This window comes from Nocardioides sp. Arc9.136 (genome assembly GCF_030506255.1).
Taxonomy (GTDB): Bacteria; Actinomycetota; Actinomycetes; order Propionibacteriales; family Nocardioidaceae; genus Nocardioides.
The window spans coordinates 1,924,000-1,942,933 of sequence record NZ_CP113431.1 but is presented as its reverse complement, the minus strand read 5'-3'; the positions used below and the strand labels follow the sequence as shown (position 1 = coordinate 1,942,933).

Genomic DNA, 18,934 nt, shown 5'->3' with positions numbered 1-18,934 from the left:
AGCGTGCTCCGACGGGTCTACCTGCCGTGGGCGCGGATCCCCGCCGGCACGACGGTCGAGCTGCCCGGTCGCGGCACGACGTACGTCACCGACACCGCCGGGCCCTCGGCCCGGTCCACGCCGATCGTGCTGCTCCACGCGCTGGGGTGCACGGGACTGCTGACGTGGTACCCGGCGATCGAAGCACTCTCGCGCCGCTTCCGCGTGGTCACTCTCGACCAGCGGTGGCACGGCCAGGGGATCCGCAGCGTCGACTTCTCCCTGCGCGACTGCGCGGACGACGTGGCCGCGCTCTGCGACGTGCTGGGGCTGGACCGCGTGGTCGTCGGCGGCTACTCGATGGGCGGCGTCGTCGCCCAGCGCGTGTGGCGCCAGCACCCCGGGCTGGTGGCCGGCCTGGTGCTGGCCGCCACGAGCGACCGGTTCCGCAACAACCCGGTCGAGCAGGGGTTCTTCGCCGGGATGGGGGTGACCATGCTCGCCGCCCGAGGCGTCTCCCGCTCGCGCACGGCGGTCCGCGCGGCGCGCGGGGCCACCGGCCTGCGGCCCACCGACGTCCATGACTGGGCGCTGCGAGAGCTGCGCAGCACCAGCCCATGGGCGGTCGGCCAGGCGCTCAGCGCGCTCGGTGGCCACCACTCCCAGCCCTGGATCGGCCGCATCGACGCGCCGACCGCCGTCGTCGCGACCCTGGGCGACCGCGTCATCCCCGTCCAGCGCCAGCTCGCGCTGGCCCGCCGCATCCCCGGCGCCACCGTGCACGAGGTGGACGCCGGGCACGCCGGGTGCGTGCTGCAGGCCGAGCTCTTCGTCCCGCGCTTCGTCGAGGCGGCGACGACCGTCGACGCCCGGCGCCGCGACGTCAGCCGCTGACGCCGCGGGACCATGGGACCCGTGACCGCCTACCTCGCCTGGACCGCAGCACCACCCGAGGACCTCGTCGGGCCGTGGTCCGAGGTCCGGCAGATCGCCCCGGGACTGCTCGCCGTCGAGAGCACCGAGCACCTCTCGGCGGTCTACCACGCGCTGAAGTGGTCGCTGCCGGACGACACCGCGCTGATCGTCGTCCCGCTGCACCACACGCCCAAGTCCCGCGGCATGGCGCCCGGCACCACGTCGTGGCTGCGCGCGCGGACCTCCGGCCCCGCCGACTGACCCCCGCGGCGCGGCCTACCGGGGCGAGCTGCCGCGTGCCACCATCGGAGCATGGGCCGCACCGAGGACCGGGACCGCGCGGCGGACGAGCGCGACCTCGCGCTGGACCAGCGCGAGATCGACCTGGAGCAGCGCTCGAGCACCGCGGACGCGCGCGACGTCGCCGCCGACGAGCGGGACCGGGCCGCCGAGGACCGCACGCGGGTCCAGCGCGGCGGCGGCGCGGCGCAGGATGCCCGGCAGCGCGCCACGGACCGCCTCGCGGAGGAGCGGCGCCGGGCGGAGGACGAGCGCGACGCGACGGCCGACGCACGCGAGCACGCCGCCGAGGACCGCGACGCCGCCGCCGACGAGCGCGACCACGGGGCGGACCTGCGGGACCGGGACGCCGACCAGCGGGAGATCGCCGAGGCGATGCGGTCGTCGGCCGAGGGCCGATGAGTCCGACCGGCGGTCGCGGTCCGACGGGCATGGACCAGCTGTTGCGAGTGCAGAACTTCACCGTCTCCCGGGACGGGTACGGCGCCGGCGAGGACCAGAGCCTCGAACGGCCGATGGGTGACCTGGACCCGGGTGTCTACTTCGCCTGGGCAGGCGCCACGGCGAGCTGGCCGAACCGCACCGACCCCGGGGGCAGCCGCGGCCTGGACGACTACCTGACCCGGGACTTCGCCCACGGCATCGGCGCCGAGATCATGGGGCGCGGGAAGTTCGGTCCCCAGCGCGGCCCCTGGACCGACCTGGAGTGGCAGGGCTGGTGGGGTGACGAGCCGCCGTTCCACACGCCGGTCTTCGTGATGACCCACCACGTCCGGCCGTCGTTCTCCCTGTCCGACACGACGTTCCACTTCACCGACGCCGAGCCGGCAGACGTCCTCGACCGGGCCCGCGAGGCCGCCGGAGGGCAGGACGTGCGGCTGGGCGGGGGCGCCCGGACGATCCGCGCTTTCCTGGACGCCGACCTGGTGGACACGATGCACGTGGCCGTCGTGCCGACCGAGCTCGGCGCCGGGTCCCGGTTGTGGGAGTCGCCGGACGAGCTCCGCGACCGCTTCCACCTCGACGTCGTGCCGAGCAGCAGCGGCGTCACGCACCACCTGTTCTGGCGCCGCTGAGCGACGCCGGGACCGGCTCAGCCGCGGGCGATACAGCGCGTGGCGCTCCGGCCCTCGGGCGGGCGGACGGAGTCGGAGCCGTTCTCGGTGAGCACCGCCACGCGGACCGCGCCGTGGTCACCGTCGTGGAGGCAGGTCGAGGGCATGACGAGGCGGACCGCCTTGCCGTTCCACCGCAGCCGGTGGTCCTCGCAGGTGACCGGGCTGGGCCCGGACGTCGTGTCGGTGAAGGCGCCGGGGAGCACGCCCGCACCCTGCCACGTGCGCGGCCGGAGCGGAACGCCCGTCGCCAGCGGTGGCCGGGACGCGCCCGGATCGCTAGCGTCACGCGCATGCCGATCAAGCTCGAGAACGTCGGGATCGCGGTCCGCGACCTCGAGGCGACCATCGCCTTCTTCACCGACCTCGGGCTCACCGTCCTCGGTCGGGACACGGTCAGCGGCGAGTGGTCCGACACAGCCGTCGGTCTCACCGGCAACCACGCGAGGATCGCGATGCTGCAGACGCCGGACGGGCACGGGCGGCTCGAGCTGTTCGAGCACATCCACCCCGAGCCGATCGCGACCGGGCCCACGCAGCCGCACGAGATCGGCATGCACCGCGTGGCCTTCTCGGTCGATGACCTGGACGCGGCCCTCGAGGTCGCGGCGCGGCACGGCTGCTACCCGCTGGGAGGCGTGGCGAGGTACCAGGACGTGTACGCGCTCACCTACGTCCGCGGCCCCAGCGGCATCATCGTCATGCTCGCCGAGGAGCTGCAGGAGGGCGCACCGGACCCGGTCTGAGGCGCCGACTCAACCGGTGGTGCGACCACCCGGGACGACGAGCCCGCTCTCGTAGGCCACGACCACCCCCTGGGCGCGGCTCGCGAGCCCCAGCTTGGACATCACGCGCTTCACGTGGGTCTTCACCGTCGACTCGCTCAGGACGAGCCGCGTCGCGATCTCCTCGTTGCTCAGGCCGTTGCCGACCAGCTGGAGCACCTCGGTCTCCCGGACGGTCAGCGCGTCCAGCGACTGCGGAGCACCGCGCTGCCCGGCGTGGCGGTCGGCGTAGGACTCCACGAGCCGCCGCGTGACCGTCGGGGCGATGAGCACCTGGTCGGCGGCCGCCAGCTGCAGCGCGGTGAGGATCTGGGCGGGCGGGGTGTCCTTGAGCAGGAAGCCCGCGGCGCCGGCGCCGAGCGCGGCCACCACGTAGTCGTCGAGGTCGAAGGTCGTCAGCACCACCACCTTGACGGAGTCGGGCGGCTGCGGGCCCGCCAGGATGCGGCGCGTGGCCTCCACCCCGTCGGTGCCGGGCATGCGGATGTCCATCAGCACGACGTCCGGGCGGAGCTCGGCGGCCAGCCGCACGGCGTCCTCGCCGTCCGCGGCCTCGCCGACCGCCTCGAAGCCCGGCGCGGCCGCGAGCAGCGCGAGCAGCCCGCCGCGGATCAACGGCTGGTCGTCGACGACCAGCACCCGGATGGTCACGAGGCACGCCCCGTCGACACCGGCGCGGCACGGCGGGCGGGCTCACCGGTCACCGGCGGGGCAGCCAGCGGGAGTCGCAGGCACACGGCGAACCCGCCGCCGGGTCGGGGACCGGCGTCGAGCACCCCGCCGAAGAGCTCGGCGCGCTCGCGCATGCCGGTGAGGCCGAAGCCGTCCCGGGCGCCGGCGGACGCCCCCCGGCCGTCGTCGGCGACGGTGAGGCTGAGCACCCGTGGGCCGAGGTCGAGGGTCACCTCGGCACGGTGGGTGCCGGCGTGCCTGAGGACGTTGGTGAGCGCCTCCTGGGCGGTGCGGTAGACGCACAGCTCCCGCCCGGCGCCGATCGGTCGCGGCTCCCCGGTGCGGGTCACGGTCACCGTCAGGCCGGCCGGCCCGAGCCGGTCGGCCAGCTGGTCGAGGTCGGCCAGGCCCGGCTGGGGCGCGAAGTCGGCGCCGTCCTCGTCCGTGCGCAACGCCTCCAGCATCCGCCGCATGTCGGCCAGCGCCTCGCGCGTGGCGTCGTTGGCGTCGTCCAGCGCGGCTCGGGCCGCCGGCACGTCCGTGTCGACGACGAAGCGGGCGACACCGGTCTGCAGCGCCACGACCGACATGTGGTGGGCGACGACGTCGTGCAGCTCCCGGGCGATGCGGGTGCGCTCGTCGGAGACCGAGCGCTCGGCCCGGGCTGCGGCGTCCTGCGCGAGCACCGCCCACCGCCGGGTGCTGTCGCCCAGCGCCCACGCGCAGAGCAGCAGCACGACGGCCTGGCCGACCAGGGCCCAGGTCACCCCGTCGACGCGCAGGTAGGTGACCGCCAGCACCGCGAGCGGCATCAGGAAGAGGACGGCGACCGTCGCTCGGGGCCTGACCGTCGCGACCGTGAAGAGTGCGATCACCAGGCCGATCGCGGCGCTCGGCGTGTCCTCGTGGCCCAGCAGCGCGTAGCCGCCGAGGGCCAGCGTGATGACGGTCAGCGTCGCGGTGGGGGCGACCTGGCGGGCGGCGAGCGGCGCCACGGAGAGCACCGCCAGGACGGCACCCGCCGGGCCCACCTCGGACGAGCCGAGCGCCGCGACGAGCGAGAGGCACGAGAGCATGAACGCCACCGACACGTCCACCAGCACCGGGGTCCGCAACAGCCGCATGACGCTCAGCGTAGGGACGGACCGAGCACGCGTCGTCGCCCGTGCGGGGTGCTTGGTCGTACCTCCGTGGGGGTAGGCGGGTCGACCACGCCAGGGGGACGACGCGAGGGGCCGGACACGGCAGCGTCGAGGCCATGACCCCGAACCGATGCAAGAGATGGATGACCACGACGGGCATGGGCGCCGCGGCGGCGGCAGTCGTCGCGGCGACGCTGGTCGCACCGGCCACGGCCTCGGCACCGTCCCCCCAGTCCGGTGCGCCGGACCGGCCCCTCCGCAGCACGCTGCAGCGGGACGCCGAGCGGCTCGTCGACCTCGGCGCCCCGGGCGTGCTGGTCGACCTCCGCACCCCCGCGCGGCGGGTGAAGGTGCGGTCCGGCGTCGCGGACACCGCGACCGGGGAGCCGGTCCCCTGGCGCGCGCACTTCCGCGTGGGCAGCCTCACCAAGCCGTTCGTCAGCACCGCCCTCCTGCAGCTGGTCGGCCGCGGCCGGTTGTCGTTGGACGACAGGGTCGCGGACTGGTTGCCCGCGCTGGTCCGGGACCACGAGGACGCCGGCCGGGTCACCGTTCGACAGCTCCTGCAGCACACCAGCGGCCTGCCCGACTACCTGGGCGGCCTTCCCTGGCTGTTCTCCCAGCAGGGGTTCGAGAAGCACCGGTTCGACACGGTGACGTCCCGACGGGCGGTGCGGATCGCGCTCGCCATGGAGCCGCTGTTCGCCCCGGGCACCTCGTGGAGCTACTCCAACACCAACTACCGGCTCGCCGCGATGATCGTCACGAAGGTCACCGGCCGGTCGTGGCGGGCGGCCGTCCGCCACGGCATCGTCGAGCCGCTCGGCCTCGACGGGACGGTGCTGCCGGGCACCCGCACCGGCCTGCCGGAGCCGCACGCCGTCGGCTACGAGCGCTTCCCCGGCCCCGACCCCACCCCGGAGGACCCGGGGTACGGCGAGCCGATCGACGCGACGCGGCAGGACCCGTCGTGGGGTGGAGCCGCCGGCGAGATCATCAGCACCACCCGCGACACCAACCGGTTCCTGCGGGCGCTGGTCCGCGGGAGGCTCCTCGAGCCCGCCGAGCAGGCAGAGCTGATGAGCACCGTGCCGAACGACGAGGCGTTCCAGCAGAGCTGGCCCGGGTCGCGCTACGGCCTCGGCCTGGAGCTGACCCCGGTCTCGTGCGGGACGGCCTGGTCCCACGGCGGGGACATCCTCGGCTTCGCGACCCGCAACGCGGTGCTCGCCGACGGCAGCCGCAGCGTGACGATCACGATGAACACCGACTCGTTCGTCCCGCGCCCCGGGGTCCGGGTCCCCCGCCGCGAGATGACCCGGACCCTCATCGACCACGCGCTCTGCGGCACCGGCCGCGAGTGAGCGGCGCGGGTGAGCGGCCCGGGCAGCATCCGGCGTCCCGGGTGAGCACCCCCGTCCCGGGCGACTAGGCTCCCGCCGTGCACCCCACGACGCGACGGGACGCCCGGGCCGCCGGCCCCCAGGCCGGCCCTGCCCGATGACGGGGCTCGCCGAGACCGTGACCCCCGTCGAGCGGAGCGCTGCGCACCCCGACAGCGCCGAGACCTACCCCGGGCTCGGCGACCTGCTGGGGCGGGCGCGCGCGACCATGCACGCCGACACCGCGACCGTGCTCGTGCTCGACCGCACCCGGACGCTGCTGGAGCCGGCGGCCACGGTCGGCCTCGACCGCACCCTGCGGCGCGCCCGCCGCGTGCCGGTCGGCGAGGGGTTCGCCGGACGGGTCGCCCAGACCCGCCAGCCGGTGACGCTCACCGAGGTCGACAGCTCCACCGTCATCAACCCCGTCCTCATCGACCACGGCGTGAAGTCGCTCCTCGGCGTCCCCGTCATGGACGGCTCCGAGCTCATCGGTGTCTTGCACGTCGGCTACCTCCACCGGCACCCCGCCACGGACACCGAGCTGCGCTCGCTCACGGACCTCGCGGCGGAGCTCGGGGCGGCGCTGCACGACCGGTTCGTCGACAGCGAGCACACCGCCGCCCTGGTCCTCCAGCGGAGCCTCCTGCCCACCGCCGTCGAGACCCCGCCCGGGATATCCATCGCGGCCCGCTACGTGCCCACCGACGGCGACCTCGGCGGCGACTGGTACGACGTCTTCGAGCTGCCCGACGGACGCCTCGCGCTCGTGATGGGCGACGTCCTGGGCCACGGCCTCGACGCGGCGGTCGTCATGGGCCGCCTGCGCAGCGCCCTGCGTGCCTACGCCCTGGACTACGACGACCCGGCGGAGGTGCTCGCCCGGCTGGACCGCAAGATCTGCCACTTCGAGCCCGACGCCCTCGCCACGGTCACCCTCGGCATCGGCCGAGCACCGTTCACGGAGTGGTCGTTCAGCTCGGCCGGTCACTTCCCGCCCCTCGTCGCCACGCCCGGCGAGCCCGCCCAGGTGGCCGACCTGGTCACCGACCGGCTCCTGGGGATGGATCCCGACACCGTCCGGCACAGCAAGGTCGTCACCGTCCCGGCCGGCGGGTCGATCTGCCTCTACACCGACGGCCTGGTCGAGCGGCGCCCGGCCCACGGCCGCTCGTCCACCGACATCCTCGACGACAACACCGCGCGTCTCGCAGCCGTCCTGGCGGGCGCGGACGACCCCGAGATGGCGTGCATCCGCGGGCTCGCGGAGGTGGTCGGCGACCACGCGGCCGAGGACGACATCGCCATCCTGGTGGCCCGGGTCGACGCGCCCTAGGGCGCCCTGCACGCTTTGGGACCCGGGACCCGGGCGCCGGGCTCAGCGACGGACGTCGGCGACGACCTTGGTGATGCCGTTGCCGTAGGCCTCGGACTCCCGGACGTCGAGCATGGTCTTGTCCTTGTCGGCACCGCTGAACAGCCGCTTGCCCGCGCCGAGGAGCACCGGGAAGACCAGCAGGTGGTACCGGTCGACGAGGTCCGCGTCGGCCAGGGCGTGCCCGAGGGTGGCGCTGCCGTGGACGATGATCGGCCCACCCTCGGTCTGCTTGAGGGCGGCGACGTCGTCGAGCGAGCGGAGGACCGTCGCGGGCCACCGCGGGTCGTCGGACTCGAGCGTCGTGGAGACGACGTACCGCGGCATCGCGTTGTAGCCGGCGAAGTCCTCGGTCATCGTCGGCCACACCGGCGCGAACGCCTCGTAGCTGCGACGGCCCAGGAGCATGGCCCCGGCCTCCTCCTGCTCCCTGCCCTTGAGCTCGTAGACCGCGGGGTCCATCTCGATGTCGTTGAAGGTCCAGCCCGAGCTGCGGTGACCGGGCTCTCCCCCGGGGGCCTCCATGACGCCGTCGAGGGACATGAAGGCGGTGACGATGAGCGTGCGCACGATGGCTCCTGGGTGCTGGTCGGGGTCCGGCAGCCTCCTGCCGGAGGGTGCCGTCCGGTACGACAGGGGGCAGCGGTCATTCTCATCGGTCGGGCCGTCGGGACCGAGCAGGCGCGACTACCGGTCGGGGCCCTCCGGCACCTCGAAGGTCCTCGCCACCGGCCTGCCGGACGCGACGTCCCAGGCGCGCACGCCGTCGTCGGCGGCCACCGAGTAGAGCCTCGTGCCGTCGGGGGCGAAGGCCACGGCGCCAGGGTCGGCGACGTGCCCGACCAGTGACCGGACGCCGCCCGCGCCGGCCAGCGCCCGCGGCCGCCACAGGCGGACGGCCGTGGTGTCGAACGCCGTGACCGCGACGGTCCGGCCGTCCGGCGAGACCGCCAGCTCGTGCAGACGCACCCCGGGCAGCTCCTCGACCGGCTCGAACGCAGGTGCCTCCCAGACCGTCGGCACGTCGCCCGCACCCGGGCCCAGCAGCGCACGGCCGTCCGGGAACCAGGCCAGGGCGCCCGCCTCGCCGGAGCCCTGGACCGTGGCGACCGCCTGTCCGTCCGCGGTGTCGCGCACCTCGACCGGGCCGCCGCCCGCGAGCGCGAGCCGGCTGCCGTCCGGGCTGAAGACCAGCGTCTGCGGGGCGTACGCCGCCGTGAACGCCGCCTGCTCGGCGCCGTCGTCCACCGACCACACCACGACGCGTCCGTCGAGCCCCGCGGCCGCGAGCAGCTGGCCGTCGGGGCTGAACGCGACGGCGGTGACGGGCGAGCCGTCGGTGACCTCCGCGTCGTCGAGGCCGCGGAACGTCCGCACCGGCGCGCCGTCCGGCAGGCCCTCGAGGACGACGTCGCCACCGTCGACGGTGGCGACGGTGGACCAGTCGGGCGCGACCGCGACCTGGTTCCGGTCGGGCACCAGCGTGAGCGTCCCGGTCGCCACGTCCCAGGTGCAGATGCCCTCCCAGCAGTCCGCGAGCACCCGCCTGCCGTCGGGGCTCACCGCCACGTCGTCGGTGAGGACCAGCTCGAAGGGCACGCTGGCACCGGCCGTGCCGCCACCGGTGCCGCCACCGGGGTCCGGCTCGGGACGGTCGGCCTCGCCGCAGCCACCCAGGCCCGTGACGAGGACGGCGGCCGCCAGCGCCGCCGCCGACCGTGCCCTAGCCACGCGTGGGGGCACCGAGGCCGGCCACCGCGAACCACGCCTCGCCGCCGTCCTCGGTGACCAGGCGGTCGAGCGCGCGGCCCTCCCGGCCGACGAGGCTCTGGTTCACCGGGCGCCGGCCGAGGGCGCGCAGCAGGTCGTACTCGTCGGCGACGCGGAGCACCGACCACGGTCGCTCGGCGGTCCCGTCCCCGGAGGCCCGGATCGCCGCCAGGCTGGCGCGGGCGATCCGCTCCTGCCGGGCGGCCTCGTGCTCGCGGCCCAGGTGGCGCAGGGCGGCGGCCTGCCGGGCGTGCACCGACGGGCTGAGCAGGGCGCCGGGCAGGAGGGTCTCCAGGACGGCCAGCGCGCCGGCGTGGTCCCCGCGCCGCGACCGGTCGGCGGCGTCCCGGCGCCGGTCCTGGTCGTCCGCCGTGCCGGCGTCGCGGACCGCTGCGTGCAGCGGCTCCGCGGTCCGCGGCGACGGATCGGCCAACCAGTCGTCCAGCCAGTCGTCCAGCCGGTCGTCCAGCCGGGCGTCCAGCGCTCCCTCCGGCCGGCTCCCCCGTCGCGCGTCGGGCGTGGTCATCGCCGGCCCTCCTCGGTGAGCCGCTCGACCTCGTCGGCGGTCATGTCCTCGAGCGCGTCCTTGCCCTCGGCGCGGGCGTCGACCTCGACCGGCTGGTCGAAGTACTCCTCGTAGGTGTCGCCGTTGTCGGTCGACTGGTAGTCGTCGAAGTTCTCCTCCCAGGTGTCGGCGTCGTCCTCGCTGATCCCCTGGTCCTCGTGCATGTCGAAGGGGTCCTCCTGCCAGGGGAAGCGGAAGTCGTCCTGGTCGTCGATCGCCTCGTACTGGTGGGCGTGGCGCATCTCGTGGGCGACGGTGTTGATGATGAACGGGTCGTCGAGGATGCCCTCGTTCAGCGCGATGGTGCCGCCGTTGTCGCGCGCCTGGCCCCAGGGACCCCAGCTCTCGGGCTCGTAGACGATCTCCGGGGTGTCGATGCCGATCCGGTCGGCGTACTCCTCGACGTACTGCTCGATGAAGGCGCGTCGCTCGGCGTCGGTCATGGTCGCCCAGGCCTCGGCGACCTCGGGCGAGGCGACGCCGTAGTCGTCGACGTGGTCGACGTGCCCGCGCGGGATGCTGCCGGCGAGGAGGGCGTCCACCGCGGCGGCCTTGCCGAGGACGACGGTGATCTCGTCGGCCAGCGCCCGGGCCTGGCTGCTGCGCCGCGTCGTCCACTCGAGCGCGTCGAGGACGGACTCGAACGTCGGCGGGTCGCTCACGTCGGTCACCGAGCCGTCGTCACCCAGTGTGAACTGCTGCGCGGTGGCCGCGGACTCGATGTCGGCGACCATCCGCTCGATCTCGGTGACGTCGGTCTCGGCCTCGTAGAGCGCGCGCTGGACGGTGCGCTTGCCCTCGACGTGCGACTCGACGCGCGCGACCAGCGCACGGCGGCGGACCTCGGCGGCGAGCCGGGCGAGGCCGGTCCAGGAGCTCGGCACCGACTGCGTCGCCAGCGCGTCGCGGCTGCGCTCGAGCTCGTCGGCGTCACGCTTGAGCCCGTCACCGGCGGTGCCGAGCGGGCCGGGTCGCCAGCTCCGCACGTCGCCGAAGGTCACCGGGGGCATCAGCCGCCCGTCCCGCCCAGGACGCCGCCGAGGGCACCGAGCAGGCCGCCGGCCGCGCCGTCGGTCGCCTCGGTGTCGTCGGTGTGCGCCTCGACGTCCTCGGCGAAGGCGAGCACGTCGGCGGCCCAGGACTCGACCTGGTCGTCCCAGCTGGACCCCAGCTCCCCGAGGTGCGCGACCGAGTCGGCTCCGGGGACCGCACCGGCCGCGGTGCCGAGGTAGCCGGAGGACCCCCGGCCCTGCGCTCCCTCGGCCGCGGTCCGCGCGGCACTCGCCGCCCGCCGCATCTGCGCGGGCACCACCTGCACCTGGCTCATCGTCGCGTCTCCCGTCGTCCGCCTGCGGGCACCCTTCCCGGGGGCGGTCCTCCGGAAACCGGCGGACCGCCCGCGGCGGAGGACGGGCCGGACGTCCTCAGTCGCAGGTGCCGGCGGGCTTCCCGCCCTTGAGGACGGTCCGCGCGAACGCGGCGGCGTCGGCGTACGACGTCTCGACGGCGGCCCGGTGGTCGGCACCCTCGTAGACGCGGTAGGTCACGTCGGCGCCGGCCCCGCACAGGCTCGACACGAGCTGGTCGACCCCGGGCTTGCCGACGGCGGTGTCGGCGGTGCCCTGGGCGATCATCGTGGGGACGCGCAGCCGCGGGCCGGGCAGCTCCTGGCGGCGCAGGTAGCGGCCCAGCGCGGACAGGTCGACGTCGGGACGGAACACGTCGACGGCCTTGATGCCGGCGGCTACCTCCCGGATGTCGCCGAGGCAGCCGGTCCGACCGGCGGCGAGCAGCCGCTCGCCCTCCGCGGTGACCCAGGCGGAGGCGTCGATCGTCGGGTCTCCGGCCTCGGCGCCCAGCAGCAGCGGCGGCAGGAACCCGAGGGCCTGGTCCGCGCCCGGCTGGTTGCTCTGGATGTACGGCGCGGTCTGGCTCAGCCCGACACCGCCCGGGGCGATCGCCACGACGCCCCGCAGGCGGATGTCCGTGCGCTTGCCCGGCGAGCCGCCGGTGAAGAGCGCCGCGTGGCCGCCCTGGCTGTGGCCGGCGGCGACGTAGTCGCGCCCGACGCGACGGTCGAGCCGGCGCGCGGCGCGGACGATGTCCTCGACGGAGCGCCGGGCGCTCGCGCCGTTGATGTAGGGGTGGTCCCCCGGGGTGCCGAGGCCCTCGTAGTCGGTCTGCACCACGACGTAGCCGCGGTCGACCCAGCGGTCGAGCGTCTCGTCGACGCGGCCGAGGTAGTCGTGGGCGGGGCCGCCGACCCGGTCCGCCGACGGCGCGCACTCGTCCGCGGTGCCGGTCGTGCCGTGCGCCCAGGACAGCACCGGCCACCCGCCGGCCGGCGGCCTGGTCGTCGGCAGCGCCACCGTCCCGGAGACGACGACGCTCTGGCCGCCGACCCCCTTCGACATGTACGTCACGAGCTCGGTCCGGCGCGCGCTGGGCAGCGCCGCGGCCGTCCGCAGCGGCCGGTGGGTCAGCAGCGAGCCGCGCGGCAGCTCGGTGCTCGAGGGCTGCGGAGCCGTGCGGGCCGCCTCCGGCGCGGGGGCGGCGTACGACGCACCGGTGGCGGCGAGCGTGCCGACGGCGACCGGCGCGACGCCGAGGACGAGGGCGGCCGCGCGGACCGCGGGACGACGGAGAAGGCGCATGGGGGCTCCTGGGATCGGGTGCCGCACGGGAGGGCGCGGCGTGACGCAACGCACAGTAGGGACGCGTGGGCGCCTCCTGGCGGCCGCCGACCGGTCACCGGGAGCGCGCCGGACCACCGCCCTGCGGGCCCACCCGCACACTGGGGCCATGTGGCGCTCGCTGGCTCCGGCACGACGGCGGTTCTTCACCGCCCTGCTGGTCCTGGCCCTGGTCGTGGTCGCGACGGCGGTCGTCGTCGCGGTGGTGGGCGGCGAGGACGAGGCCGGGCCCGCCCCGCAGGACCGTCCGGGACCAGTGCTGCTGGTGCCGGGGTACGGCGGGTCGACGTCCGCGCTGGAGGTCCTCGCCGAGGACCTCGTCGCGGGCGGCCGGGACGCCCGGGTGGTCGCACCGGTCGGGTCCGGCACCGACGACCTCCGCGACCAGGCCGCCCACCTGGCCGAGGTCGTCGAGGAGACGATCGAGCGCACCGGCGCCCCCTCGGTGGACCTGGTCGGCTACTCCGCCGGCGGGGTCGTCGTCCGCTACTACGTCGCCGAGCTCGGGGGCCGGTCCACGGTCCGCCGCGCGGTGACGCTGGCCTCCCCGCACCACGGCACCGACCTGGCGGCGCTGGCCTCGACGCTCGGGGACCGGGCCTGCCCCGCCGCCTGCCGCCAGCTCGATCCGGGCTCCGAGCTCCTGCGCCGGCTGGGGACGGGCGACGAGACGCCGGACGGGCCGTCGTGGGTCGCGCTGTGGACCGAGGACGACGCGACGGTGGTGCCGCCGACCTCGGGCACTCTCGAGGGCGCGCTCACCTTCTCCGTCCAGGCGGTCTGCCCCGACCTCACCGTCTCCCACGCCGACGTGCCCCGCACCCCGGAGGTGGTCGCGATGGTCGAGCAGCAGCTCGGCGTCGCTGCGCCCCGCCTGCCCGACGCGTCGCTGTGCCGCCGGGTCAGTCCGTGACGTCCTTGGTCATGAAGTTCGCCCACCCGGCCCCCAGGAAGACGACCACGTAGGCGAGCTGCAGCAGGACACCACGGACCACGTCGCGCCACAGGATGGGGTCGCGGAAGAGGTCGACGAACGCCAGCCAGTAGCGGGTCGGCAGGTAGGAGGCGAACGCGTCCGCCGCGTCCAGGCTCAGCAGCAGGGTCGAGGCGATCAGCACCGCCAGGGTGCCGAGCGCGGCACCGAGCGGGGACTCGGTCACCGTCGAGAGGAACAGCGCGATCGCCGCGACGCCGAGCATGCACAGCACGGCGTAGCCCAGGGCCATGAGCGTGCGGCCCACCAGCTCGGGGGTCGACAGCCCCGAGCCGGAGACGCTGGTGGCCGGGCCGGCGGCGGCGACGGAGCCGTCCCCGAGCAGCAGCACGCCGAGCAGGTACGCCGTGACCGTCACGACCAGCATGGTCAGCACCACGAAGGCCATCACCGCCACGAGCTTGGCGACGAGCAGGCGGGTCCGCCCCACCGGCCGGACGAGCATGTAGCGCAGCGTCCCCTGCTGCGCCTCGCCGGCGATGGCCTCCCCCGCCGTGATCGCCACGGCGATCGGCAGGAACAGCGGCAGGACGATCGCGAGCGCGGCGAGCGGGAACAGCGTGCCGTCGGTGAGCACGGCCGAGAGGAACGCGGGGCCGCTGCCGGGGCGCGGCCCGAGGTCGGTGACCGCCAGCAGCACGGCCACCAGGCTGGGGAGCGCGTCGATCAGCGCGATGGTCACCCAGGTGCGGCGGTTGCGCAGCAGCTTGGCCAGCTCGACGCGGATCACTGCCGGCCGCCAGCGGTGGTCGCGGCGAGGACCACGTCCTCGAGGCGGCGCCGCTCGGGGACGAGCGCGCTCACCGGCACCCCGGCACTGACCAGGCGCCGGTTCAGCTCGGCGGCGTCGGTGGTGCGGACGAGCAGCCGGGCGGCGTCGTGCTCGTCGACGTGGCCGTCCAGGACGCGGCGCGCCGCCTCGACGTCCGCGGTGTGCACCTCGACCCGCCCCGTGGGGCCGCGGAGCGTCGCGAGCCGGTCCTGGAGCACGAGCCGGCCGCGGTCCAGGACGCCCACCCGGGTGCACATCGCCTCGATCTCGGCGAGCAGGTGGGAGGAGAGGAAGATCGTCGTGCCCTGGGCGTTCAGCCCCAGCAGCAGCTCGCGGATCTCGTGGATGCCCTGCGGGTCCAGACCGTTGGTGGGCTCGTCGAGCACCAGCAGGCGCGGCCTGCGCAGCAGCGCGCCGGCGAGCCCGAGGCGCTGGCGCATGCCGAGCGAGTAGGCCCGCACCGGACGGTCCACGCCGGCGAGGCCGACCAGCTCGAGGGTCTCGTCCACGCGGGCGCGACGGCTGGAGCGCCGGCCGTCGCGCCACATCGCGTCGAACAGCGCGAGGTTGCGGCGCCCGGACAGGTGGGGGTACGCCGCCGGGCCCTCGACCATGGCGCCCACCTGCGGCAGCACCTGCCGCCACCCCGCCGGCATCGCGGAGCCGAGCACCTCCATCCGCCCCGACGTGGCCAGCACCAGCCCGAGCAGCATCCGGACGGTCGTCGTCTTGCCCGACCCGTTGGCGCCGAGGAAGCCGTAGACCTCGCCCTCCCCGACCTCGAGGTCGATCCCGTCGACCGCCCGGAGCGCGCCGTACTGCTTGGTCAGCCCCTCGGTCCTGATCACGGCCACCCCGCTCACCGGTCCTCCCCCACGTAGACGGTGCCGGCCACCAGGTCGTCGGCCGCCTGCTGCAGCCCGGCCGGCGTCACCGTGCCCGCCAGCAGCCACCCGCCGTCCCCCTCGCCACCGGTGAGGTGCACCGAGAGCGGCCCGAGCGCCGCGGCGGTGTGGGTCGGCGTGCGGACCGCACCCGGGGTGACGACGAGCTGCTCTCGCAGCGCGTCGGCCTCGGAGTCGCGCAGCGGGATGGCGATCAGGCGGGTCAGCCCCTCGCCGTACACCCCGACAGCGCCGTCGCTCGCCCCGCTCCGCGCCAGGCCGGCGACCTCGGAGGGCGGCCGCAGAGGGGCGTACTGGTTCGCGGCGTCGGCGATGTCGAGCACGTCCTCGGTGCGCACCTCGACGCCCGGGGTCGGCCGGAAGGACACCTCGGCCTCGTCGGGCGGCCCGCCGGAGAAGTCCGCGAAGCCGGTGGTGAACGCCGGGCCCCCGCGTGCGGTGTCGTGCACCTCGACCCGCAGCGCCACGCCGGTCCGCGGCTCGGCCCACAGGTCGACGTGGTCGACGCTGGAGAGCTCCGAGGCCGGCTCGACGCGCAGCCCGGCCGCGCTGGTGCCGGCCACCCGGCGCGCCCCGATCCGGGTGACGTCGGCTGCGTCGACCCCGGCGAGCAGGCGGCGGGCCAGCTCGGGCGGGACCAGGTCGGCGCTGCGCGGGAGCCGGATGTCGGGGTCGGTGCCGACGGTCGCCCGGGCCCGCTCGTAGTCGAAGGTGGTCGTCCGCCCGTCGGCGTGCACCAGGTCCACCTCGCCGGCGACCAGGAGCCGGTCGACCCGCCAGCGGTCGCGGTCGGCCCACCATGCCCGCATCCGGGCCGGCTCCCCGACGAGGGCGCCGACGTCGTCGAACCGGTCGGCCTCGGGGAGCTGCAGCGTCCCGGCCGTCTCGACGTACCCCGACCAACCCTCGTCGGCCGAGTCCTGCACCCGCCCCAGCAGGGTGCCGGCGTCGACCCCGCTCTCGGACGCGGGGAGCGCACGCGGTGCCAGGGGCGCCACGGCGAGCAGCACCGCCGACGCGGCGACGATGCTCCAGCGCCGTCGTGGGGTCACACCGCCGACCGTACGTCGCGCCCCCCGAGGGCGGCCCGGGGAACCACCCGACGGCCGCGGACGACCGTGGACGACCGTGGACAACGGGGGGCGGCGCGGCGGAGGGTGCTCCCATGGACGACCACCCCGAGGGGAAGCAGGTCCGGCCGGAGTCGGGCCTGGCCGAGGAGGACCTCGCCCCGAGGTGGGCCGACGACGACCGCCCCCGCATCCCGCGGGTCGCGGCGGAGCGCGAGGCGCTCACGGCGTACCTCGAGCACTACCGGGCGACGATCGAGATGAAGTGCCGGGGCGTCACGCCGGAGCAGGCGCGGTCGCGGTCAGCGCCGCCGTCCTCGATGTCGCTCCACGGCCTGGTCCGGCACCTCGCCGGTGTGGAGCGGTGGTGGTTCCAGCAGAACTTCGAGCGCCGCGACGTGCCGCTGCTCCACGTCGGGTCCGAGGACTTCGAGCCGCCTCCCGGCGCCGACCTCCGGGCCGACCTGGAGGTCTGGCGGGCCGAGTGCGCCGTCTCGCGCGAGGTCGTCGACGCCCACGACCTCGACGACACCGCGCGTCCCCTGGACTGGGACGAGGTGGTCGACCTGCGCTGGCTGGTGCTCCGGATGATCGCCGAGTACGCCCAGCACTGCGGCCACGCCGACCTCCTGCGCGAGGGGATCGACGGCAGGACCGGCGCGTAGGGCGCGTAGGGCGCGCGCCGGCCGGTGCCGGCCATGACCGGCCACGACCGGCCGCCGCCTCAGCGGCGCATGACGACCCGGGCCAGCCGGTTGCCGGCGAACTGGCAGAGCTGGACCAGCGCGATGATGATCAGGACCGCGGCCCAGGTGACGACCGGGTCGAACTGCCGGTAGCCGTAGGTCAGCGCGAAGGCACCGAGCCCTCCCCCGCCCACCACGCCGGCGACCGCCGACATGTCGACGATCGCCACCAGGACGAAGGTGTAGCCCAGGACGAGCGGCCCGAGCGCCTCGGGCAGCAGCACGGTCAGCGTGGTGCGCAGCCGCCCCGCGCCCATCGCCCGGGACGCCTCCAGGACGCCGGGGTCCACCGAGACGAGGTTCTGCTCGACGATCCGGCTGATGCCGAACGACGCCGCGACCGACAGCGCGAAGATGATCGCCGGGTTGCCGATGCCGGTCCCCACCACGAGCCGCGCGGCCGGCTGCGCCGCGGCGATGAAGATGACGAACGGGATCGGCCGGAAGAAGTTCACGACCAGGTTGAGCGCCACGTTGAGCACCCGGTTGGGGGCGATGCCCCCGGGGCGCGTCGTGTAGAGGAGCACCCCGAGCAGGAGGCCGCCGAGGCCGCCGATACCGAGGGTGATCGCGACGATGTAGAGCGTCTCGCGGGTCGCCTCCCACAGCAGGGAGTCGAGCTCGATCAGGCGGTCCATCAGGAGGTCTCCGTCCGGGGCTCGGGGGTGGTGAGCTCGACCAGCGTGGCGACGTGGGCCACGGCGTCCGCGACGGCGGCCTCGTCACCGGTGAGGGCGAAGGTCAGGTGGCCGAAGGTCCGGCCGCGGACGTCCTCGACGCCGCCGTGGACGAGCTCGAAGGTCACCCCGCGCTCGATGAACGCCGCGAAGACGTCGGCCGGCGAGGCGTCGCCGTCGCGGAAGGACAGGGTGACCATCCGGCCCGGGTGGCGGTCGCGGAGCCGGTCGAGCGCGCGCGGCTCCGGCCCCTTCTCGACCAGCGTGCTGACGAAGCGCTGCGTCGCCGGGTGCTGCGGGGCGGAGAAGACGTCGTAGGTGTCGCCGAGCTCGACGACGCGGCCCGCCTCCATGACCGCCACCCGGTGCGCCAGGGAGCGGACGACCTCCATCTCGTGGGTGATCAGCACGACGGTGACGCCGAGCTCCTCGTTGACCCGGCGCAGCAGGGCGAGGACCTCGCTGGTCGTCTGCGGGTCCAGCGCGCTGGTCGGCTCGTCGGCGAGCAGGATGCGGGGGTCGGTGGCGAGCGCGCGGGCGATGCCGACCCGCTGCTTCTGCCCGCCCGAGAGCTGCTCGACGTGGGCGTGCGCCTTGTCGGCGAGGCCCACGAAGTGCAGCAGCTCGGAGATGCGGGCGCGGTGCTGGTCCTTGGGGACGCCCGCCACCGTCAGCGGGTAGGCGATGTTGCCCCAGACCGTCCGGGAGCCGAACAGGTTGAACTGCTGGAAGATCATCCCGATGTCGCGGCGCACGTCGCGCAGCGCCCGCTCCGAGAGGCCGCTGACCTCCCGGCCGGCGACCGTCACCGTGCCGCTCGTAGGCCGGTCGAGGGCGTTGACCAGCCGCAGCAGCGTGGACTTCCCGGCACCGGAGTAGCCCACCACCCCGAGCACCTCGCCGCTGTGCACGTCGAGGTCGACGTGGTCCAGCGCGGTCACCGCCGTGCCGCCGCGCGAGCGCGCCGGGAAGACCCGGCTCACGTCGGCGAGGCGGATGAGCGGGTCCCCGGCGCGCGGGCCGGTCACCGCGCCCGTGCCGGTGCCGGTGCCGGTGCTCGGGATGGTGGGCACGGGG

The 18,934-nt window shown here is 75.4% G+C and carries 23 protein-coding genes; 9 read left to right on the top strand and 14 right to left on the bottom strand.

The features are described 5' to 3' along the window. The first annotated feature begins 3 nt into the window (after positions 1-3). Genes OSR43_RS09430 through OSR43_RS09415 form a run of 4 tightly spaced genes read left to right on the top strand, consistent with a single transcriptional unit; the run spans position 4 to position 2,270 of the window. Positions 4-873: an alpha/beta fold hydrolase gene (locus OSR43_RS09430; protein WP_302271097.1), complete on the top strand. Its 870-nt coding sequence runs from the start codon at positions 4-6 to the stop codon at positions 871-873. Positions 874-894: 21 nt separating this feature from the next. Further along, positions 895-1,155, top strand: coding sequence for a hypothetical protein (locus OSR43_RS09425; RefSeq protein ID WP_302271095.1), 261 nt, complete (start codon positions 895-897; stop codon positions 1,153-1,155). A 51-nt stretch (positions 1,156-1,206) separates the two neighbouring features. Then, positions 1,207-1,596 (top strand): hypothetical protein, encoded by a 390-nt coding sequence (locus tag OSR43_RS09420; protein WP_302271094.1) that lies wholly within the window; start codon positions 1,207-1,209, stop codon positions 1,594-1,596. 47 nt (positions 1,597-1,643) lie between these two features. After that, positions 1,644-2,270, top strand: a complete 627-nt coding sequence (locus tag OSR43_RS09415) for a dihydrofolate reductase family protein (RefSeq protein ID WP_302271092.1) — start codon at positions 1,644-1,646, stop codon at positions 2,268-2,270. A gap of 17 nt (positions 2,271-2,287) precedes the next feature. Here OSR43_RS09415 and OSR43_RS09410 read toward each other — a convergent pair whose 3' ends face one another. Continuing rightward, positions 2,288-2,515, bottom strand: coding sequence for a hypothetical protein (locus tag OSR43_RS09410; protein ID WP_302271091.1), 228 nt, complete (start codon positions 2,513-2,515; stop codon positions 2,288-2,290). Positions 2,516-2,602: 87 nt separating this feature from the next. On the opposite strand from OSR43_RS09410, the gene OSR43_RS09405 reads away from it, so the two are divergent. Beyond that, on the top strand, positions 2,603-3,055 hold the full coding sequence (locus OSR43_RS09405) for a VOC family protein (protein ID WP_302271089.1): 453 nt from the start codon (positions 2,603-2,605) through the stop codon (positions 3,053-3,055). 9 nt (positions 3,056-3,064) lie between these two features. Here the strand turns inward: OSR43_RS09405 and OSR43_RS09400 are convergent, their stop codons facing one another. Beyond that, positions 3,065-3,745 carry a response regulator transcription factor gene (locus OSR43_RS09400; protein ID WP_302271088.1) on the bottom strand — a complete coding sequence of 227 codons (681 nt, stop codon included), beginning with the start codon at positions 3,743-3,745 and terminating at the stop codon, positions 3,065-3,067. Then, positions 3,742-4,890 carry a sensor histidine kinase gene (locus OSR43_RS09395; protein WP_302271087.1) on the bottom strand — a complete coding sequence of 383 codons (1,149 nt, stop codon included), beginning with the start codon at positions 4,888-4,890 and terminating at the stop codon, positions 3,742-3,744. Before OSR43_RS09395 ends, OSR43_RS09400 begins: the two co-directional genes overlap by 4 nt. Before the next feature lie 134 nt (positions 4,891-5,024). Here OSR43_RS09395 and OSR43_RS09390 point away from each other — a divergent pair, with 134 nt between their 5' ends. Continuing rightward, entirely contained in the window at positions 5,025-6,272 is a 1,248-nt protein-coding gene (locus tag OSR43_RS09390; protein ID WP_302271085.1) for a serine hydrolase, read from the top strand. A gap of 136 nt (positions 6,273-6,408) precedes the next feature. Next, positions 6,409-7,626: a PP2C family protein-serine/threonine phosphatase gene (locus OSR43_RS09385; protein WP_302271084.1), complete on the top strand. Its 1,218-nt coding sequence runs from the start codon at positions 6,409-6,411 to the stop codon at positions 7,624-7,626. Between the two features lie 42 nt (positions 7,627-7,668). Here the strand turns inward: OSR43_RS09385 and OSR43_RS09380 are convergent, their stop codons facing one another. From OSR43_RS09380 to OSR43_RS09355, 6 genes are all read right to left on the bottom strand, one after another. Beyond that, positions 7,669-8,235, bottom strand: a complete 567-nt coding sequence (locus OSR43_RS09380; RefSeq protein ID WP_302271082.1) for a dihydrofolate reductase family protein — start codon at positions 8,233-8,235, stop codon at positions 7,669-7,671. Between the two features lie 117 nt (positions 8,236-8,352). Next, positions 8,353-9,396, bottom strand: coding sequence for a WD40 repeat domain-containing protein (locus tag OSR43_RS09375; protein ID WP_302271080.1), 1,044 nt, complete (start codon positions 9,394-9,396; stop codon positions 8,353-8,355). Beyond that, positions 9,389-9,961, bottom strand: a complete 573-nt coding sequence (locus OSR43_RS09370) for a DUF4919 domain-containing protein (RefSeq protein WP_302271078.1) — start codon at positions 9,959-9,961, stop codon at positions 9,389-9,391. The genes OSR43_RS09375 and OSR43_RS09370 overlap by 8 nt, the downstream gene beginning before the upstream one ends. Then, entirely contained in the window at positions 9,958-11,010 is a 1,053-nt protein-coding gene (locus OSR43_RS09365) for a hypothetical protein (protein ID WP_302271077.1), read from the bottom strand. The genes OSR43_RS09370 and OSR43_RS09365 overlap by 4 nt, the downstream gene beginning before the upstream one ends. Next, positions 11,010-11,327, bottom strand: a complete 318-nt coding sequence (locus OSR43_RS09360) for a hypothetical protein (RefSeq protein WP_302271076.1) — start codon at positions 11,325-11,327, stop codon at positions 11,010-11,012. Before OSR43_RS09360 ends, OSR43_RS09365 begins: the two co-directional genes overlap by 1 nt. A gap of 97 nt (positions 11,328-11,424) precedes the next feature. Further along, positions 11,425-12,654: a S9 family peptidase gene (locus OSR43_RS09355; protein WP_302271075.1), complete on the bottom strand. Its 1,230-nt coding sequence runs from the start codon at positions 12,652-12,654 to the stop codon at positions 11,425-11,427. Between the two features lie 148 nt (positions 12,655-12,802). Between OSR43_RS09355 and OSR43_RS09350 the strand changes: the two genes are divergently transcribed. Then, the gene (locus tag OSR43_RS09350) at positions 12,803-13,606 is read left to right on the top strand and encodes an alpha/beta fold hydrolase (RefSeq protein WP_302271074.1); all 804 of its coding nucleotides are present in this window, start codon (positions 12,803-12,805) and stop codon (positions 13,604-13,606) included. Here the strand turns inward: OSR43_RS09350 and OSR43_RS09345 are convergent. The 3 genes from OSR43_RS09345 to OSR43_RS09335 are packed head-to-tail and all read right to left on the bottom strand — an operon-like array spanning position 13,596 to position 16,416. Beyond that, a complete protein-coding gene (locus OSR43_RS09345) occupies positions 13,596-14,417 on the bottom strand; it encodes an ABC transporter permease (RefSeq protein ID WP_302271073.1) in 822 nt (273 codons plus the stop codon). The genes OSR43_RS09350 and OSR43_RS09345 overlap by 11 nt on opposite strands. Then, positions 14,414-15,307 carry an ABC transporter ATP-binding protein gene (locus OSR43_RS09340; RefSeq protein WP_302271072.1) on the bottom strand — a complete coding sequence of 298 codons (894 nt, stop codon included), beginning with the start codon at positions 15,305-15,307 and terminating at the stop codon, positions 14,414-14,416. Before OSR43_RS09340 ends, OSR43_RS09345 begins: the two co-directional genes overlap by 4 nt. An 11-nt stretch (positions 15,308-15,318) precedes the next feature. Next, positions 15,319-16,416 (bottom strand): hypothetical protein, encoded by a 1,098-nt coding sequence (locus tag OSR43_RS09335; RefSeq protein WP_302271070.1) that lies wholly within the window; start codon positions 16,414-16,416, stop codon positions 15,319-15,321. Positions 16,417-16,529: 113 nt separating this feature from the next. On the opposite strand from OSR43_RS09335, the gene OSR43_RS09330 reads away from it, so the two are divergent. Continuing rightward, positions 16,530-17,099, top strand: a complete 570-nt coding sequence (locus OSR43_RS09330) for a DinB family protein (RefSeq protein ID WP_302271069.1) — start codon at positions 16,530-16,532, stop codon at positions 17,097-17,099. Between the two features lie 59 nt (positions 17,100-17,158). Here the strand turns inward: OSR43_RS09330 and OSR43_RS09325 are convergent, their stop codons facing one another. Continuing rightward, complete coding sequence (locus OSR43_RS09325) at positions 17,159-17,818, bottom strand: methionine ABC transporter permease (RefSeq protein WP_302271067.1); 660 nt, start codon at positions 17,816-17,818, stop codon at positions 17,159-17,161. Continuing rightward, on the bottom strand, positions 17,818-18,930 hold the full coding sequence (locus OSR43_RS09320) for a methionine ABC transporter ATP-binding protein (protein WP_302271065.1): 1,113 nt from the start codon (positions 18,928-18,930) through the stop codon (positions 17,818-17,820). Before OSR43_RS09320 ends, OSR43_RS09325 begins: the two co-directional genes overlap by 1 nt. Positions 18,931-18,934: the final 4 nt, after the last annotated feature.

Bases quoted from the DNA above. Each gene is read 5' to 3' on its own strand.
- OSR43_RS09405 (WP_302271089.1), top strand. From the start codon at position 2,603: ATGCCGATCAAGCTCGAGAACGTCGGGATCGCGGTCCGCGACCTCGAG.
- OSR43_RS09390 (WP_302271085.1), top strand. From the start codon at position 5,025: ATGACCCCGAACCGATGCAAGAGATGGATGACCACGACGGGCATGGGC.
- OSR43_RS09365 (WP_302271077.1), bottom strand. From the start codon at position 11,010: ATGCCCCCGGTGACCTTCGGCGACGTGCGGAGCTGGCGACCCGGCCCG.
- OSR43_RS09395 (WP_302271087.1), bottom strand. From the start codon at position 4,890: ATGCGGCTGTTGCGGACCCCGGTGCTGGTGGACGTGTCGGTGGCGTTC.
- OSR43_RS09385 (WP_302271084.1), top strand. From the start codon at position 6,409: ATGACGGGGCTCGCCGAGACCGTGACCCCCGTCGAGCGGAGCGCTGCG.
- OSR43_RS09330 (WP_302271069.1), top strand. From the start codon at position 16,530: ATGGACGACCACCCCGAGGGGAAGCAGGTCCGGCCGGAGTCGGGCCTG.
- OSR43_RS09355 (WP_302271075.1), bottom strand. From the start codon at position 12,654: ATGCGCCTTCTCCGTCGTCCCGCGGTCCGCGCGGCCGCCCTCGTCCTC.
- OSR43_RS09370 (WP_302271078.1), bottom strand. From the start codon at position 9,961: ATGACCACGCCCGACGCGCGACGGGGGAGCCGGCCGGAGGGAGCGCTG.
- OSR43_RS09360 (WP_302271076.1), bottom strand. From the start codon at position 11,327: ATGAGCCAGGTGCAGGTGGTGCCCGCGCAGATGCGGCGGGCGGCGAGT.
- OSR43_RS09325 (WP_302271067.1), bottom strand. From the start codon at position 17,818: ATGGACCGCCTGATCGAGCTCGACTCCCTGCTGTGGGAGGCGACCCGC.
- OSR43_RS09420 (WP_302271094.1), top strand. From the start codon at position 1,207: ATGGGCCGCACCGAGGACCGGGACCGCGCGGCGGACGAGCGCGACCTC.
- OSR43_RS09350 (WP_302271074.1), top strand. From the start codon at position 12,803: ATGTGGCGCTCGCTGGCTCCGGCACGACGGCGGTTCTTCACCGCCCTG.